The sequence below is a fragment of the Mumia sp. ZJ430 genome (genome assembly GCF_011751845.1).
Classification (GTDB): domain Bacteria; phylum Actinomycetota; class Actinomycetes; order Propionibacteriales; family Nocardioidaceae; genus Mumia.
In genome coordinates this window covers 550756-565649 of sequence record NZ_JAAHFK010000003.1, presented here as the reverse complement: position 1 = coordinate 565649, position 14894 = coordinate 550756, and the positions used below count along the sequence as shown (strand labels likewise).

Below are 14894 nucleotides of genomic sequence, written 5' to 3'. Positions count from 1 at the left end.
CACGTTCATGGCGGCGTGTCAGAGGGGCGTCACGTAGGCCGAGCTGATGCCGCCGTCGACCATGAACGTCGTGGCGGTGACGAACGAGGCATCGTCGCTGGCGAGGAACGCGACCGCCGCCGCCATCTCCTCGGGCTCGCCGAACCGGCCGACCGGCACGTGGACTAGGCGGCGTGCCGCCCGCTCCGGGTCCTTGGCGAACAGTTCCTGCAGCAGCGGCGTGTTGACCGGCCCCGGGCACAGCGCGTTGACCCGGATGCCCTGACGTGCGTACTGGACGCCGAGCTCGCGCGACATCGCGAGCACGCCGCCCTTGGACGCCGTGTAGGAGATCTGCGACGTCGCCGACCCCATCACCGCGACGAACGAGGCCGTGTTGATGATCGACCCGCGACCCGCGGGCACCATGCGGCGCAGCGCAGCGCGGCACGAGAAGTAGACGGACGTGAGGTTCACGTCCTGCACCCGCTGCCACGCGTCGATGCCGGTCGCCTCGATCAGGTCGTCCTCGGGAGGCGAGATGCCCGCGTTGTTGAACGCGATGTCGACCGCCCCGTATGCGTCGGCAGCGGCGTCGAACAGCGCGCTCACCTGTGCCTCGTCGGCGACGTCGACGGGGACGAATAGCCCGCCCACGGTCTCGGCGGCCTCCTTGCCGGCAGCCGGGTCGATGTCGCCGATGACGACCTTCGCGCCCTCGGCGGCCATCCGGGCGGCGCTCGCGAGCCCGATGCCGCTCGCACCCCCCGTGACGACGGCGACGCGGCCGGCGAGGCGCTGGGTGAGGTCGACGGTCATGCGGACTCCTCGGATGCTGGGTCCTCTTCGACGAGCACGCGTTGCTGGTTGCTTCCTGGCCCGTCTTCGACGGCCAGGCTGTGCTGGTTGCTTCCTGGCCCGTCTTCGACGGCCAGGAAGACGTTCTTGGTCTCGGTGAAGGCGAACGGGGCGTCGGGTCCGAGCTCACGCCCGATCCCGGACTGCTTGAACCCTCCGAACGGGGTCGAGTAGCGCACCGACGCGTGCGAGTTGACCGACAGGTTGCCCGCCTCGACCGCACGAGCGACCCGCATCGCACGTGAGACGTCACGCGTCCAGATCGAGCCGGACAGCCCGTACGCGGTGTCATTCGCGAGCGCGATCGCGTCCGCCTCGTCGCGGAACCGCTGCACCGTCACGACGGGCCCGAAGATCTCCTCCACGACCGTCCGGTCGGTGCGCGACGACGGCGTGAGCACGGTCGGTGCGAACCAGTAGCCCGGTCCGTCCGGCGCCGATCCGCGGAAGGCGACGGGCGCGTCGTCCGGCACGTACGAGGCGACCTTCGCCAGGTGCGGCGCCGACACCAGCGGCCCCATCTCCGTCGTCTCGTCGCCCGGGTCGCCGACGCGCACTCCCGCGACGGCAGGCTCGAGCAGCTCCATGAACCGCTCGTACGCCGACTCCTGGACGAGGATGCGGCTGCGGGCGCAGCAGTCCTGCCCTGCGTTGTCGAAGACCCCGTACGGGGCCGTCGCTGCGGCGCGCTCGAGATCGGCGTCGGCGAAGACGACGTTGGCGCTCTTGCCGCCGAGCTCCAATGTCACGTTCGTGATCGTCGGTGCGGCCGCGGCCATCACCCGCGCACCGGTGGTCGTGGACCCGGTGAAGACCACCTTGCCGACGCCCGGATGCGTGACGAGCCGCTCGCCGAGCACCGAGCCCTTGCCCGGCAGCACCTGCAGGAGGCCCGCGGGCAGCCCGGCCTCCGACGCCAGCTCGCCGAGCCGGATCGTCGTGAGCGGCGTCCACTCGGCGGGTTTGACCAGCACCGCGTTGCCGGCCGCGAGCGCGGGTGCGAAGCCCCACGACGCGATCGTCATCGGGAAGTTCCACGGCGTGATGACGCCGACCACGCCGATCGGCTCGGCGAACGTGAGGTCGACGCCGCCCGCGACCGGGATCTGCCGCCCGAACAACCGCTCGGGCGCCGCCGCGTAGTAGGTCAGCACGTCCGCGACGTGGCCGGCCTCCCAGCGCGCCTGCCCGATCGGGTGCCCGCTGTTGGCGACCTCGAGCGCCGCCAGCTCCTCGACGTGCGCGCGGACGACGCCGGAGAACGCCCGCATCGCCTCCCCCCGTCCGGCCGGAGCGAGCCGCGCCCACGCCCGCTGGGCCGTACGGGCGCGCGCGACGGCGTCGTCGACGGCCTCGGCATCGAGCAGCGTGAGCGTCGTGAGGACCGAGCCGTCGGCCGGGTTGTGGACGTCGGTCGTGGTCATACGCGGAGCTCCTGGCGGTCGGCCGCGGCGTCGACGAGCGCGGCGAAGAGTCGGAGGTCGTCGAGGGTCTCCTCGGGATGCCACTGGACGGCGACGACGAACGGCGCGGACGGCAGCTCGACGGCCTCCACCGTGCCGTCGTCGGCGCGGGCACTGACGACCAGCCCGTCGCCGAGCCGGTCGAGGCCCTGGTGGTGGTAGCACTGGGCGTCGACCGCGTCACCGACGATCGTGGCCAGCCTCGTACCGGGGACGATCCGGGCGGTCGTCGTGGAGAACACGGCGTCACCGAGCTGGTGGCGCGCGTGCCCGACGACGTCGGGGAGGTGCTGGTGAAGCGTGCCCCCGAGCGCGACGTTGAGCATCTGCGCGCCACGGCAGATACCGAGCACCGGCAGGTCGCGTACGAGCGCGCCGTCGAGCAGCGCGCGCTCCCACGCGTCGCGGTCGCGCCGCGGCTCGTCGGTGAGTGGGTGCGGCTCCTGCCGGTACGAGGTGGGGTCGACGTCCTTGCCTCCGGTGAGGACGAGGCCGTCGAGCCCGTCGAGGACGCGCGCCGCGCCGTCGGGCGGCTGGGGCGGCAGCAGCACGGCGACGCCACCGGCCCGGGTGATCGCGTCGAAGTAGATCCGTGGCAGGAACGATGCCTGGACGTCCCACACGCCGGTGGCCGACTGCTCGAGATAGGTCGTCAGTCCGATCACCGGTCGCTCAGAGCCTCTCAAAGCCGCGCACCCTCTCCCAGTCGGTGACCGCCGCGTCGAACGCCGTCTGCTCCACGCGCGCGTTGTTGAGGTAGTGCTCGACGACCTCGTCGCCGAACGCCTCGCGTGCCACCTTCGACTCGGCGAACAACGTCGCCGCCTCGCGCAGCGTCGTCGGCAGGTGCGGGGCGTCGCTGGTGTAGGCGTTGCCCTCGCACGGGGCGTCGAGCTCGAGCTCCGCGTCGATGCCGTGCAGGCCGCCGGCGATCAGCGCGGCCACGGCGAGGTACGGGTTGACGTCGCCGCCGGGGGCACGGCACTCCATCCGCATCGTGTCGCCGTGCCCGACGACGCGCAGCGCGCACGTCCGGTTGTCCAGACCCCACGCGACCGCCGTCGGAGCGAAGCTGCCCTCCGCGAAGCGCTTGTACGAGTTGATGTGCGGCGCAGAGAAGAGCGTGAGCTCGCGTAGGGTCGCGAGCTGCCCGGCGACGAAGCTGCGGAACATCGGCGACATGGCGTGCGGGCCGTCGTCGTCGGCGAACACCGGCGCGCCGTCGACACCGCGCAGCGAGAGGTGGACGTGGCACGAGTTACCTTCGCGCTCGTCATACTTCGCCATGAAGGTCAGGCTCTTGCCGTGCAGATCGGCGATCTCCTTGGCGCCGTTCTTGTAGATCGTGTGGTTGTCGCAGGTCGCCAGCGCGTGGGCGTACCGGAAGGCGATCTCCTGCTGGCCACGGTTGCACTCGCCCTTGACGCCTTCGCAGTACATGCCGGCACCGTCCATGCCGCGCCGGATGTCGTGCAGCAGCGGCTCCATGCGGGTCGAGGCGAGCATCGCGTAGTCGACGTTGTAGTCGGTCGCGGGCGTCAGCTCGCGGTAGCCCTTGGCCCACGCCTCGCGGTAGCCGGTGTCGAACACCATGAACTCGAGCTCCGTTCCCGCGTACGGCACGAGCCCCCGCTCGGCGAGACGCGCGACCTGGCGCTGCAGGACCGTACGGGGTGCGGGGCCGACCGGGCCACGGTGGTGGTCCTCGAGGTCGGCGACGACGAGTGCGGTCGCGTCGAGCCACGGGATGCGCCGCAGCGTGTCGAAGTCCGGGCGCATCACCATGTCGCCGTACCCGGTCTCCCAGCTCGACATCGCGTACCCGCTCACCGTGTTCATGTCGACGTCGACCGCGAGCAGGTAGTCGCAGCACTCCGCGCCGTGTTCCGCGACCTCCTCGAGGAACAGGCGTGCCGAGACCCGCTTGCCGGTGAGGCGGCCCTGCATGTCGGCGAACGCAACGATCACCGTGTCGATCTCGCCGATCGCGATGGCGTCAGCGAGCTCCCCCAGCGTGAGGTTGCCCGACGTCACTCCCATGGTGGCTCCCGTCGTGGTCGATGGCTCGATTCAACCATTGGATTGCCCGTTTTTTCGAGCGTCAGCCGCAAGTTCAACAGAACTGTGCAGTCAAAGGTATGTCGAGGCCACCAATGGCGGGTCTAGGGTCAGACCAAGCAACGGCCCTGCGACAGGAGAGACCAGATGTCCGGTGACAAGCTCACGGCGTCGGGGGCGACGTACTCCCACGCCCAGGACGGCTACTTCGAGAAACGTCAGCTCAAGCGCTCCGCCGGTTTCTGGGGACTCTGGGGCATCGGCGTCGGCGCGGTCATCTCGGGCGACTTCTCCGGCTGGAACTTCGGTCTGGACGCCGCAGGGTGGGGCGGTCTGCTCGTCGCGAGCATCGTCATCGTCGTCATGTACTTCGGCATGCTCTTCTCGATCGGCGAGATGTCGGCCGCGATGCCGCACACCGGCGGCGCGTACTCGTTCTCGCGGGCGGCGATGGGTCCGTGGGGCGGCTTCGTCACCGGGCTCGCCGAGACGATCGAGTACGTCTTCACCACCGGCGTCATCGTGCTGTTCTCCGCGATCTACGCGAACTCGATCACCGACGAGCTCATCGGGCTCGATCTCAGCGACAACATGTGGATCTGGTGGATCGTCCTCTACGCGGTGTTCGTCGGCCTCAACGCGCTCGGCGCGGAGATCTCCTTCAAGTTCGCGATCATCGTGTCGGTCATCTCGATCGGCGTCCTGGTCCTCTTCGCGATCCTCGCCTTCGCCAATGGCGCCGTCGACTTCAGCAACCTCAACAACATCACGCCGGACGAGGGCAACTCCAGCTTCCTCCCGTTCGGGTGGGAGGGCGTCCTGTACGCGCTGCCGTTCGCGATGTGGTTCTTCCTCGGGATCGAGGAGCTCCCGCTCGCGGCAGAGGAGGCGCACGAGCCTCAGAAGGACATCCCGCGTGCCGGGATCGGCGGTCTGATCACGCTGATCGCGACGGCCGCGATCGTCCTGTTCCTCAACCCGGCGGTCACCGGGTCGCAGGAGATCCGCGAGTCCGGAGAGCCTCTGCTCGACGGCTTCCGCGCGTTCCTGTCCGCCGACCTCGCCGCGCTGCTGTCGGCGTTCGCGCTGATCGGTCTGCTGGCGAGCCTGCAGGGCATCATGTTCGCGTACGGGCGCAACATGTTCTCCCTGTCGCGGGCCGGCTACTACCCGAAGTTCCTCTCGCTCACCGGTGCGCGCCAAACGCCATGGGTCGCGCTGGTGGCGGGAGCGGTGATCGGATTTGTTGCGCTGGTCATCGTGGACATCGTCGGCTCCGCGGCCGGTGACATCGTCCTCAACATCGCCGTCTGGGGCGCGGTCCTCGCGTACTTCCTGCAGATGGTCGCTTTCGTGCTGCTGCGGCGGAAGTTCCCCAACGCCGTCCGCCCGTACGTCAGCCCGGTCGGGATCGGCGGCGCGGTCGTCGCCGGAGTGATCGCAGCGGTCACGTTCATCGGCGTGCTGCTCAACGAGACCTACCGCCCGGCCGTGATCGCGATCGTCCTGATCTACGTGGTCATGCTGCTGCTCTTCGCCCTCTGGGGACGCCACCGCCTGGTGCTGTCGCCGGAGGAGGAGTACGCGGTGACCGGCGGTCTGCACGGGTACGACCCGGAGAAGGAAGGAGTCGGCGGGACCATCGAGGACGAGATCCTCAAGGGCCACACCGACTGACCCCCGTACCGGGGTGCGCCTCGCCGGATCACGGGGGGATTCGGTGCGGCGCACTCCCTCGGTCGGGTCACGTCGGTCAGTCGATCCGGCTCGGCTCAGTCGCGACTGGGAAAGACCCCCTCGACGCAGAGGAAGTACGTCATGCCGTCCGGCGCTGCTGCGCGCAGGTCCGGCAGCGCGAACGTCGTCTGCCCGTTGCCGCCGTACGTGGTTCCGAGGAGGGAGAACAGCGCGGTGTTCTGGGCGATCGGCAGCACCTGTCCGTTCGCGGGGACGCCGGTCCCCACGGCGCCGGCGAAGAGCCGCACCTCGCCGATGGTGCACTCGGTGCCCTTCCCAGCGGCGAACGTCCCGGTGCCGTTCCCGAACGCGGTCGTCCCCGCAGGGCCGGTCGCCCCGCGGGGTCCGACGGGTCCGCGCGAACCGACGGGTCCGCGGGTGTTGAGCGTGACCTTCTTCAAGCCCCTTCGGCACTTCCCCGACTTCGTGGCGCTGACGACGACGCCCTTCTTCGTCGTGCACACCTTCACCGTGCGTGCCGTCGTGGCCGCGTCCGCGACGACGACGCCACCGAGCACGAGTGCTCCCGCGCCGACTGTCGCTGCAGCGATCGATGCACCGCGCATCTCACCTCTCCTGTCCGCGGCACCGCGGTCGGGCGCCGCCAACCTGGAGTGTGGAGCGAGCGAGGGGTCGCCCGTACGGATCTTGAGGAGCTAGGGGACGAGCACGACCTTGCCGAGGGCCTCGCGGCTGTCGATGACCTCGAGTGCGCGAGACGCATCCTCGAACGGGAAGCGGCCGCCGATCGGGGGGATCAGCGCACCGGACTCCAGGTGCGCCACGAGCTCCTGCCACTGCGCCGCGATGTAGCCGGGGCGCTTCATGACGTACGCTCCCCAGCCCACGCCGCGGACGTCGAGGTTGTTGAGCAGCAGACGGTTCACCTTCACCTCGGGGATCGTGCCGGCGGTGAACCCGATGACGAGGAGGCGGCCGTCGTCCTTGAGGCTGCGCAGCGAGTCGGTGAAGCGGTCGCCGCCGACCGGGTCCACCACGATGTTGACGCCGTGGCCACCGGTGAGCTCCTTGACGGCGTCCTTGAACCCGTCGACGAGCACGTACGCGTCCGCGCCGGCGGCCACGGCGACCTCGCCCTTGGCGTCGGTGGAGACGACGGCGATGACCTGGCCCGCGCCGAACGCCTTCGCAACCTGGATCGACGCGGTCCCGATGCCGCCGGCCGCGCCCTGGACGAGCACGGACTCGCCGTTGCGCAGATGACCACGCTTGAGCAGCGCGAAGTGCGCGGTGAGGTAGTTGAAGGGCAGGCCCGCCCCCTGCTCGTACGAGACGTTGTCGGGCAGGTGGAAGGTCACGTCGCTGTCGGCGACGGCGCGTTCGGCGAACCCACCGAGGATCGTGAGTGCGGTGACGCGGTCGCCGGTGGAGAAGCCCGACCCGGACGGCGCCGACACGACTTCGCCCGCGACCTCGGATCCGGGGACGAACGGGAGGTCCGGCTTGTACTGGTACTGCCCGCGGCTCTGGAGCAACTCGGGGAACGACACCCCCGACGCCTTGACGTCGATGACGACCTGGTCGGGTCCGGGCTCGGGGGCGTCGATCTCGACGACCTCGACGGCGGACGGTCCTTCGAGTGAGGTGATCTGCACGGCACGCATCCTCGGAGCCTACCTAAGCGTGCGCTTAGTTGTCATCGAGTCCACGGCCTGAGTCAGCGCCCGTGCAGCGTCACGACGGCCTTGTGCTTCGGGACGTGGGTGATGTTGCGCAGCATCGAGACCTCTTCGCCGTCGACGGAGACGCGGTAGCGCGTGAGGACCTCCTTGAGCGCCACCGTCCCCTCCATCAGCGAGAACCCGGCGCCGATGCAGCGTCGTACGCCGCCGCCGAACGGCAGCCACGTGTTCGGCGCGATCGTCTCGTCGAGGAAGCGGCGAGGACGGTAGCGCTGCGGGTCGCCGAAGCTGTCGCTCGACGCGTGGGCGAGTGCAATCGACGGCGTGACAACGGCGCCGGTCGGCAACGACCAGCGGCCGATCTTCTGCGGCGAGGTGACGCGGCGTGCGACCTGGTCGATGATCGGGTGGAGCCGCATCGCTTCCTTGAGGCACGCCTCGAGGAAGTCGCCGTCACCCTGGTCCGCCGCGCGCAGCGCCTCGGCCTGGACGTCGGGGTTGGCGCCGAGCTCGTGCAGCGTCCACGAGAGTGCGGACGCTGTCGTCTCGTGGCCCGCGAGGAGCAGTGTGACGAGCTGGTCGCGCAGTTCGGCGTCGGTCAGCGGCTCGTCCTCGCTGGTCGCCCCGACCTGCAGCAGCCGCGACAGCACGTCCGTACGGTCGGCGAGGTCGCTGACGCCGCGCCGGTCGCGGATCTCGTCGTACAGGAGCCGGTCGACGGCGGCCTGGTTGCCGAAGTATGCCTTCCAGGGGCCGAAGCGGTGCAGCTTCGGGTAGGCCCAGCCGAGCAGCAGCAGCGGCGACACCTCCACCATCCGCATCACCCGTGGTCGCAGCGTGGAGAGGCGTTCCTCGTCGGTCACCCCGAAGACGACCTGGAGGATGATCTCGAGCGTGAGCGCGTTCATCCGCGTGTGCGTGACGAGGCGCTGACCGTCGTGCCAGCGGTCGACTTCCCTCTTGGCGATGACCTCGACGAGTCCGCGGTAGCCGCGCAGCGACGCGCCGTTGAACGCGGGCATCAGCAGCTTCCGGGCGCGCAGGTGCTCGCTCTCGTCGGTGAGCAGCACCGAGTGGTCTCCCATGACGGGGCGGAGAATCTCGTTGCCCTCGCCGGCGTGGAAGTCCTCAGACCTGCCGGCGAACACCTGCTTGATCTCGTCGGGCCTGCTGATCCCGACGATCGTGCGCGGGCCGGGGAGGATCCGCAGGGTGAACGAGTCGCCGTACGTGCGCGAGAGATGGTCGAGGAGCGGGTTGCGGAACGCGATGAACGCCACCGTCTGGGCGACGGAAGGCCAGCGCGGTCCGGGTGGGAGGGTCATGCCGACGCGTTCTCCAGGTCCGCCTTCTCCGTGCGTCGGGCGCGGGTGAACACGTAGTCCTGGTCGCGCACCATGCGGGTGTCCCACCAGTACTGGAACGTGAACTTCGGCCAGATCGTCCGGTTTTTGCCAGCTGCGTCGAGGTACCACGACGTGCAGCCGCCCTGCGTCCAGATGCCCTTCTCGACCCGCGCCTGGATGTCGGCGTTGTACGCGTCCTGGGCGAGCTTGGTCGGCTCCATCGTCGTGGCGCGCTGGCGGTCCATCTCGTCGAGCGAGCGGACGATGTACTTCGCCTGCTGCTCGATCATGAAGACCACCGAGTTGTGACCGAGCGCGGTGTTGGGGCCGAGCATGAAAAAGAGGTTGGGGAACTGGTGGATGGTGATGCCGAGGTACGTCTCGACGCCCTGCGCGGCGAACAGCCGACCCAGGTCGGTGCCGCCGCGGCCGGTGAAGTTGAGGTGATCGAAGGCGTCGACGACGTGGAAGCCCGTCCCGTACACGATGACGTCGGCCTCGTGGAGCACCCCGTCGCGGTCGACGACGCCTTCGGGCACGATCTTGGCGATGCCCGTCGTCTCGAGCGCCACGTCGTCGCGGTTGAACGCCTTGTAGTAGTCGTTCGACTGGAGCACGCGCTTGCAGCCCAGGCGGTAGTCGGGGGTGAGCTTCTCGCGGAGCGCCGGGTCCTCGACCTGCCGGGCGATGTGGGCGTGGACGACCTTCTCGGCGATCTTCAGGAACGCCGGGACATGGCCGTTGAACGTGATGGCGCGCGACTCGAGCACCCAGTAGAGAGCATCGCGGTACGCACGGTTGGCGCCGGGGACCTTCTCGAAGATCGCCTGCCTGACCGGGCCGATCGGGCGGTCGTTCTTCGGCAGGACCCATGGGGGAGTGCGCTGGAAGAGCGTCAGGTGTGATGCCTGCTCGGCGATGATCGGCACGAACTGGACCGCACTCGCCCCGGTGCCGATCACGGCGATCCGCTTGCCGGTGAGATCGACCGAGTGGTCCCACTCCGCGGAGTGGAAACGTGCTCCCGCGAAAGTGTCGGCGCCCTCGATCTCCGGGATGTTGGGGATGTGGAGCCCGCCGACTCCCGCGACGAGCACGCGCGCGTCGTACACGTCGCCGTCGGCGGTGTTGATCGTCCAGCGCTCGCGGGCTTCGTCCCAGTGGGCGCCGACGACCTCCTTGCCGAAGTGGATGCGCTTGCGGATGCCGCGCTCGTCGGCGACCTTGCGCATGTAGTCCCAGATCTCGGCCTGGCCGGAGAACGACTTGGACCAGTGCGGGTTGAGCTCGTACGAGAACGAGTACATGTGGCTCGGGACGTCGCACTCGCAGCCGGGATAGGTGTTGTCCCGCCAGGTGCCGCCCACGTCGTCGGCCTTCTCGAGGATGACGAAGTCGTCGCGCCCCGCCTCTTCGAGCTTCATGGCCATGCCCATACCGGAGAAGCCGGTGCCGATGATCACGATATCTTGGGTCATCACGGCTCAGATACTAATGGTATCTGAGCTGGATGCAACACTCTTGATGTCATATTCTTTTTTCGCGAGAGGGGTTCGATGTCCACTCGGGCAGAACGTCAGGCGATGACGCGCACGGCGCTGGTGGCGACGGCGCGCACCCTCTTCCTCGACGACGGCTACGGTGCGACGAGCCTGGATCGGGTGGCGCTCGAGGCCGGCTTCTCCAAGGGGGCGGTCTACTCCAACTTCAAGAGCAAGGAGGAGCTCGGGCTCGCCGTCCTGGACGAGATCCACCGCGAGATGGTGGCCGAGGTCGTGGAGGCCGTGGGGGTCGCTACCACGTACGACGACGCGATCAACGGCCTCGAGGGCTGGCTGAAGGTACGGCTCGGGCAGCCGCGTTGGACCGCGTTGGAGGTCGAGTTCGCCGCGGTGGTGCGGACGAGCCCGTTCGTGGCGACCGAGCTCGCCGCCCGGCACGTCCAGATCCGCGAGGCGATCGCGGCACTGCTGCTCGAGATCGGGCGCCGTACGGGGATGCGGCTCGTGCTGCCCGCCGACCAGGTCGCGCTGGCGCTCCTGAGCCTCGGGATCGGCATGGGGGCGCAGCGTTCGCTCGACCCGACCATCGACGTGCACGCGTTCACCGCCACGATCCGCTCGTTGCTCCTCCCGCCGGAGGCCGGCTGAGCGCTGGTACGTGTGTGGTCACCGCGCCCGACTCGCGTGACCAGCGAGCAGCCGACGCGCGCGGCGGTGGGTCGAGCGCGCGAGGCAGGATGGAGGCATGACCTCGACACCGCGCTGGTTCAGCGAGACCTCCGACGGCCACTCGCAGTGGTACATCGAGCGCTTCCGCACGATGGAGCGCGAGGGTGCGGACCTCGGCGGTGAGGCGCGGCTCGTGAACGCGCTCGTCCCGCCAGGTTCCCGGATCCTCGACGGCGGGTGCGGCCCGGGCCGCGTGGGGTCGCGCCTGTACGCGGCAGGCCACGACGTGGTCGGCGTCGACGTCGACCCGGCGCTCATCGAGGCCGCCGCGCACGATCATCCGGGTCCGACGTGGCAGGTCGCCGATCTCGCCACGCTCGACCTCCCCGGTGACCCGTTCGACCTCGCCGTCGTCGCCGGCAACGTCATGGTGTTCCTCGCGCCCGGTTCGGAGCGCGCCGTGCTCGAGCGGCTGCGGGCGCACATACGCCCCGGCGGCCGGATCGTGCTCGGCTTCCGGACCGACCGGCCGTACGGGGTCGAAGCGCTCGACGCGGACGCGGAAGCCGTCGGGCTGGAGGTCGAGCAGCGGTTCGCGACGTGGGACCTCGTGCCGTACGACGACACGGCGGACTTCGCGGTCACGCTGCTGCGCGTGCCGCAGTGAGCTTTCGTACGGGGGGCGTGTCGTCGCTCGGCCCGTACTTCGCGGTCGACGCACTCCCGGTCGACCCGACCGTCGCGGGGTGGCGACCGCTCTCCGACCTGCTCGCGCCGGGCCCGCTGGAGGAGCGGGTCGTCTCCACGCGGGAGGCCCTCGGCGGGACCGACGTCGAGGAGCGGGTCGCCGCATCGACGGTGGCGCTCGGATTGTTCTCACGGCTGCTCTCGCCCGCGGTTGGCGCCGCCGCGCTCGGCGTGCCGGCACCGCCAGTGACGCTCGACGCGACGTGGTGGCGTCCGTTCGAGACCGGCCCGTGGCCGTTGGCGGTTGAGCCGCACGCGCGTGCCGTCGACCCGGGTGAGATGCTCACGCCGCTCGTCGAGCGGTTCGCCACGGGCTTCGCGTTGTCGCGCACGGTCCTGTGGGGCAACGCGACGTCGGCACTCTTCGGAGCGGTGGCCGCGCTCCGCTCCATGCATCCACAGCTCGCGCCGTCAGCCGCCACGTACGCGTCGGCGGTTCTCGCCCGCGCCCCGTTCGCCGGCACCGGTGACGTCGTACGAGGCTGGTTCGTACGCAGGTCGTGCTGCCTCTACTACCGCGTCCCGGGCGGCGGCTACTGCGGCGACTGCGTCCTCACCCAACCCCAGTGAGCCCCGTGTGCGGTCGATCGGTGTCACCGGGGAGCACCGATCGAAGCACAAGCGCCGCGACCCCTGGCCCGCCTAACATCTCGACCCGATGAGTCCTCGAACCGCGACGTCCGTCGCCATCTTCGGTGTGGTCGCGGCTGGGCTGGCCGCACGAGCCGTCCTTCCCGCACCGATTGCGGGACCAGCCGGTGACGCGCTCTACGCGACCCTGGTCGTCTTGCTCGTGGTGGCGGTCCGGCCAACTACGCCGCCGCCCGTGGCTGCGCTCGTCGGGTTCGCGGTGTGCGTCGCCGTCGAGCTCTTCCAGCTCACCGGCATCCCGGTCGCGGTGGCGGAGCACGTGCCAGCCGCACGGCTCGTGCTGGGGACAACGTTCTGGGCGCCTGACCTGCTTCGGTACGCCGTAGGGGCGGCCGTCGGCGGCGTGCTCTGCAGCGTTGTCGGGCAGCTCAGAACGCGCTGATCGCCTCCGGCATCCGCTCGCTCCGCGTCAGCGCGCTGGTGAGCGCCGCCTGCCCGTGGCGCTCGGCGGCGAGCTGGACGAGGAGATGGACGACCGGCAGATAGGCGTCGTCGGGGAACTCAGGCGTCGGCAGGTCGATGCTGCGGGCGAGGTCGTCGGTGTGGACGACGATCTCGAGCATCCGCGTCAGCAGGAAGTCGGAGCGCGTCAGGCTCCAGCCCTGCCACGGGATCGCGACCACGTCAGCGACCTCGCCGTCCTCGAGGAGCCGCTCGACGTTCGCGAGCGACGTAGCGCATCGGACCTGAAGCGCTTCCAAGCCAAGGGCCGCCTCCTGCTCGTCGCGCGTGCGGTCGTGCGCGGGGTCGTCGAGGCTCGTCGCGGTCACCCACGCGGCACGACGGTAGTGCTCGGCCGTGTCCGGCAGCGGTGACGTGGCGCCGTCGACCCCAAGGAGGTCGCCGGCAGCGACGGTCTGCCGCCCGAGGTGGCACGCGAGCATCCCCACCGTCATCCTCGGCAACGCGCTCGGTTCGCCCCACTTCGCTGCGACCTCGGGCCTCGTGAGGAGAGCAGCGGCGATGTGGGCGGCGGTCACGAACGCGGCATCTCGTGGATCCATGACACGCGATCCTAGGCGTGCGGGGCGGAGCTCAGACGTCCTTCACGTACCGGCGGCACAGCACTGCGAACCGCCCGCCGGCCACCTCCGCCTCGTACGCGAAGCCTTCGGCGTCGATCCACCCGCACCGCTCGTAGAAGCGGCGCGCCCGCGCGTTGCCCGGGGCCACCGCGAGCCACGCCTGTGGGTTTCCCGCCGCCGCGACCCGACGCTCGGCCTCCGCGAGCAGGGCCGATGCCACGTCGCTGCCACGGAACGCGCGGTCGACGTACACCTGCTCGACCTCGTCGCCGGCGACCATGACGAACCCCGCCACGTCGTCCCCGACCACCGCGACGGTCGTGTCAGGCACGCGCGCGAGCGACCGTTCCTCGAACGACGCCCGTGTCCGCGCGGCGACCAGCGCCTCCGGGACCTGGCCGAGGTGCCCGTCTCCCCAGCCTTCGTGCCAGATCGCCGCGACCGCCGCTGCGTCCTCCGTGCGGGCGGGACGCAGCTGCGGGGTCATCCCGTCAGGCTAGGTGGTGCTGTGCGCCCAGCACTCATCAGTGCGCCCGCGCGTTGACCTCGTACGAGGTGTTGGTCGACTCGAAGAAGTTCACCAGCTGCAAGGAGTCGTTCGCGGTCGCCATCCACTTCGCTTGATTCGCGGCGCGGTAGTGCGGCTCGAATTGAGCCCGAGGATCCCGCCGGGCAGCAGGTCGCGGTTGTACGCCTCCTCCATCTCCACCGCATCGAGGATCATCTGCCGGATCTCGTCGGCGAACTCAGGCGTCGCCACATCGGGGTTCTCGTCGAGCACGGTGAGGATGAGGTTGATCCCGAACTTCAGGCGCAGGCTCTCGTCACGCACGATCCAGTGCCCTCCAGGATCACGTTTTACGCGATGAGGTTGCGGACGAAGTCCTGCTTGCCTGCGGTGGTCGTGAGGGCGAGGGTCTGCTCGGTCATCCGCGTGATGTCACGGACCTCGAACGCCTCCTTCGCCGCCATCGACGGCACCTCGACGTGAGAGGCATACGCGAACGACATGCAGTGGTTCGCCTCCTCCCACATCTGCTTCGCGAGATAGAGGTGACACTCCGCGGCGTTGACGTACGGGGAGACGCCAACCGCGAGCGCCTTGTTGACCGTACGGAGAAGTCGGCACCTTCGAACCAGGTCGCCCCACGATTTGACGCCTCATCCACCGGTTCGACGCCGAACAACGTGGATAACCGCGCAAATCGTGGGGCGG

The 14894-nt window shown here is 69.7% G+C and carries 15 protein-coding genes and 1 pseudogene; 5 read left to right on the top strand and 11 right to left on the bottom strand.

What is annotated here, in order from left to right; all coding sequences use genetic code 11:
• Positions 1-18 precede the first annotated feature (18 nt).
• The 4 genes from HCT63_RS14810 to HCT63_RS14795 are packed head-to-tail and all read right to left on the bottom strand — an operon-like array spanning position 19 to position 4340.
• Positions 19-798, bottom strand: a complete 780-nt coding sequence (locus HCT63_RS14810) for a 3-oxoacyl-ACP reductase (protein ID WP_167006322.1) — start codon at positions 796-798, stop codon at positions 19-21.
• Positions 795-2261 (bottom strand): aldehyde dehydrogenase family protein, encoded by a 1467-nt coding sequence (locus tag HCT63_RS14805; RefSeq protein ID WP_167006320.1) that lies wholly within the window; start codon positions 2259-2261, stop codon positions 795-797. The genes HCT63_RS14810 and HCT63_RS14805 overlap by 4 nt, the downstream gene beginning before the upstream one ends.
• Complete coding sequence (locus HCT63_RS14800) at positions 2258-2965, bottom strand: gamma-glutamyl-gamma-aminobutyrate hydrolase family protein (protein ID WP_243843047.1); 708 nt, start codon at positions 2963-2965, stop codon at positions 2258-2260. Before HCT63_RS14800 ends, HCT63_RS14805 begins: the two co-directional genes overlap by 4 nt.
• 7 nt (positions 2966-2972) lie before the next feature.
• Positions 2973-4340, bottom strand: coding sequence for a glutamine synthetase family protein (locus tag HCT63_RS14795; RefSeq protein WP_167006314.1), 1368 nt, complete (start codon positions 4338-4340; stop codon positions 2973-2975).
• Between the two features lie 165 nt (positions 4341-4505).
• On the opposite strand from HCT63_RS14795, the gene HCT63_RS14790 reads away from it, so the two are divergent.
• Positions 4506-6035 carry an amino acid permease gene (locus tag HCT63_RS14790; RefSeq protein WP_167006313.1) on the top strand — a complete coding sequence of 510 codons (1530 nt, stop codon included), beginning with the start codon at positions 4506-4508 and terminating at the stop codon, positions 6033-6035.
• Positions 6036-6130: 95 nt separating this feature from the next.
• Here the strand turns inward: HCT63_RS14790 and HCT63_RS20280 are convergent, their stop codons facing one another.
• The 4 genes from HCT63_RS20280 to HCT63_RS14770 form a co-directional block, all read right to left on the bottom strand.
• Positions 6131-6661: a tail fiber protein gene (locus HCT63_RS20280; RefSeq protein WP_208322448.1), complete on the bottom strand. Its 531-nt coding sequence runs from the start codon at positions 6659-6661 to the stop codon at positions 6131-6133.
• A 90-nt stretch (positions 6662-6751) separates the two neighbouring features.
• Positions 6752-7720, bottom strand: a complete 969-nt coding sequence (locus tag HCT63_RS14780; protein ID WP_167006310.1) for an NADPH:quinone oxidoreductase family protein — start codon at positions 7718-7720, stop codon at positions 6752-6754.
• Between the two features lie 53 nt (positions 7721-7773).
• Positions 7774-9063 (bottom strand): cytochrome P450, encoded by a 1290-nt coding sequence (locus HCT63_RS14775; protein ID WP_167006307.1) that lies wholly within the window; start codon positions 9061-9063, stop codon positions 7774-7776.
• On the bottom strand, positions 9060-10562 hold the full coding sequence (locus tag HCT63_RS14770) for an NAD(P)/FAD-dependent oxidoreductase (protein WP_167006304.1): 1503 nt from the start codon (positions 10560-10562) through the stop codon (positions 9060-9062). Before HCT63_RS14770 ends, HCT63_RS14775 begins: the two co-directional genes overlap by 4 nt.
• Positions 10563-10640: 78 nt before the next feature.
• On the opposite strand from HCT63_RS14770, the gene HCT63_RS14765 reads away from it, so the two are divergent.
• The 4 genes from HCT63_RS14765 to HCT63_RS14750 all read left to right on the top strand — a co-directional run bounded on the left by HCT63_RS14765 (position 10641) and on the right by HCT63_RS14750 (position 13035).
• Positions 10641-11234 (top strand): TetR/AcrR family transcriptional regulator, encoded by a 594-nt coding sequence (locus tag HCT63_RS14765; protein WP_167006302.1) that lies wholly within the window; start codon positions 10641-10643, stop codon positions 11232-11234.
• Positions 11235-11331: 97 nt separating this feature from the next.
• Entirely contained in the window at positions 11332-11922 is a 591-nt protein-coding gene (locus HCT63_RS14760) for a class I SAM-dependent methyltransferase (RefSeq protein ID WP_167006299.1), read from the top strand.
• A gap of 17 nt (positions 11923-11939) precedes the next feature.
• Positions 11940-12572 carry a (2Fe-2S)-binding protein gene (locus HCT63_RS14755; protein WP_167006296.1) on the top strand — a complete coding sequence of 211 codons (633 nt, stop codon included), beginning with the start codon at positions 11940-11942 and terminating at the stop codon, positions 12570-12572.
• 88 nt (positions 12573-12660) lie between these two features.
• Positions 12661-13035 (top strand): DUF2809 domain-containing protein, encoded by a 375-nt coding sequence (locus HCT63_RS14750; RefSeq protein WP_167006294.1) that lies wholly within the window; start codon positions 12661-12663, stop codon positions 13033-13035.
• On the opposite strand, the gene HCT63_RS14745 is transcribed toward HCT63_RS14750, so the two are convergent.
• The 3 genes and pseudogenes from HCT63_RS14745 to HCT63_RS14735 all read right to left on the bottom strand — a co-directional run.
• A complete protein-coding gene (locus tag HCT63_RS14745) occupies positions 13022-13657 on the bottom strand; it encodes a maleylpyruvate isomerase N-terminal domain-containing protein (protein WP_167006291.1) in 636 nt (211 codons plus the stop codon). The two genes, HCT63_RS14750 and HCT63_RS14745, sit on opposite strands and share 14 nt — an antisense overlap.
• A gap of 31 nt (positions 13658-13688) precedes the next feature.
• A complete protein-coding gene (locus tag HCT63_RS14740; RefSeq protein ID WP_167006288.1) occupies positions 13689-14165 on the bottom strand; it encodes a GNAT family N-acetyltransferase in 477 nt (158 codons plus the stop codon).
• 37 nt (positions 14166-14202) lie between these two features.
• A pseudogene (locus tag HCT63_RS14735) lies at positions 14203-14800 on the bottom strand (ribonucleotide-diphosphate reductase subunit beta); the annotation flags it as partial.
• Between the last annotated feature and the right edge of the window lie 94 nt (positions 14801-14894).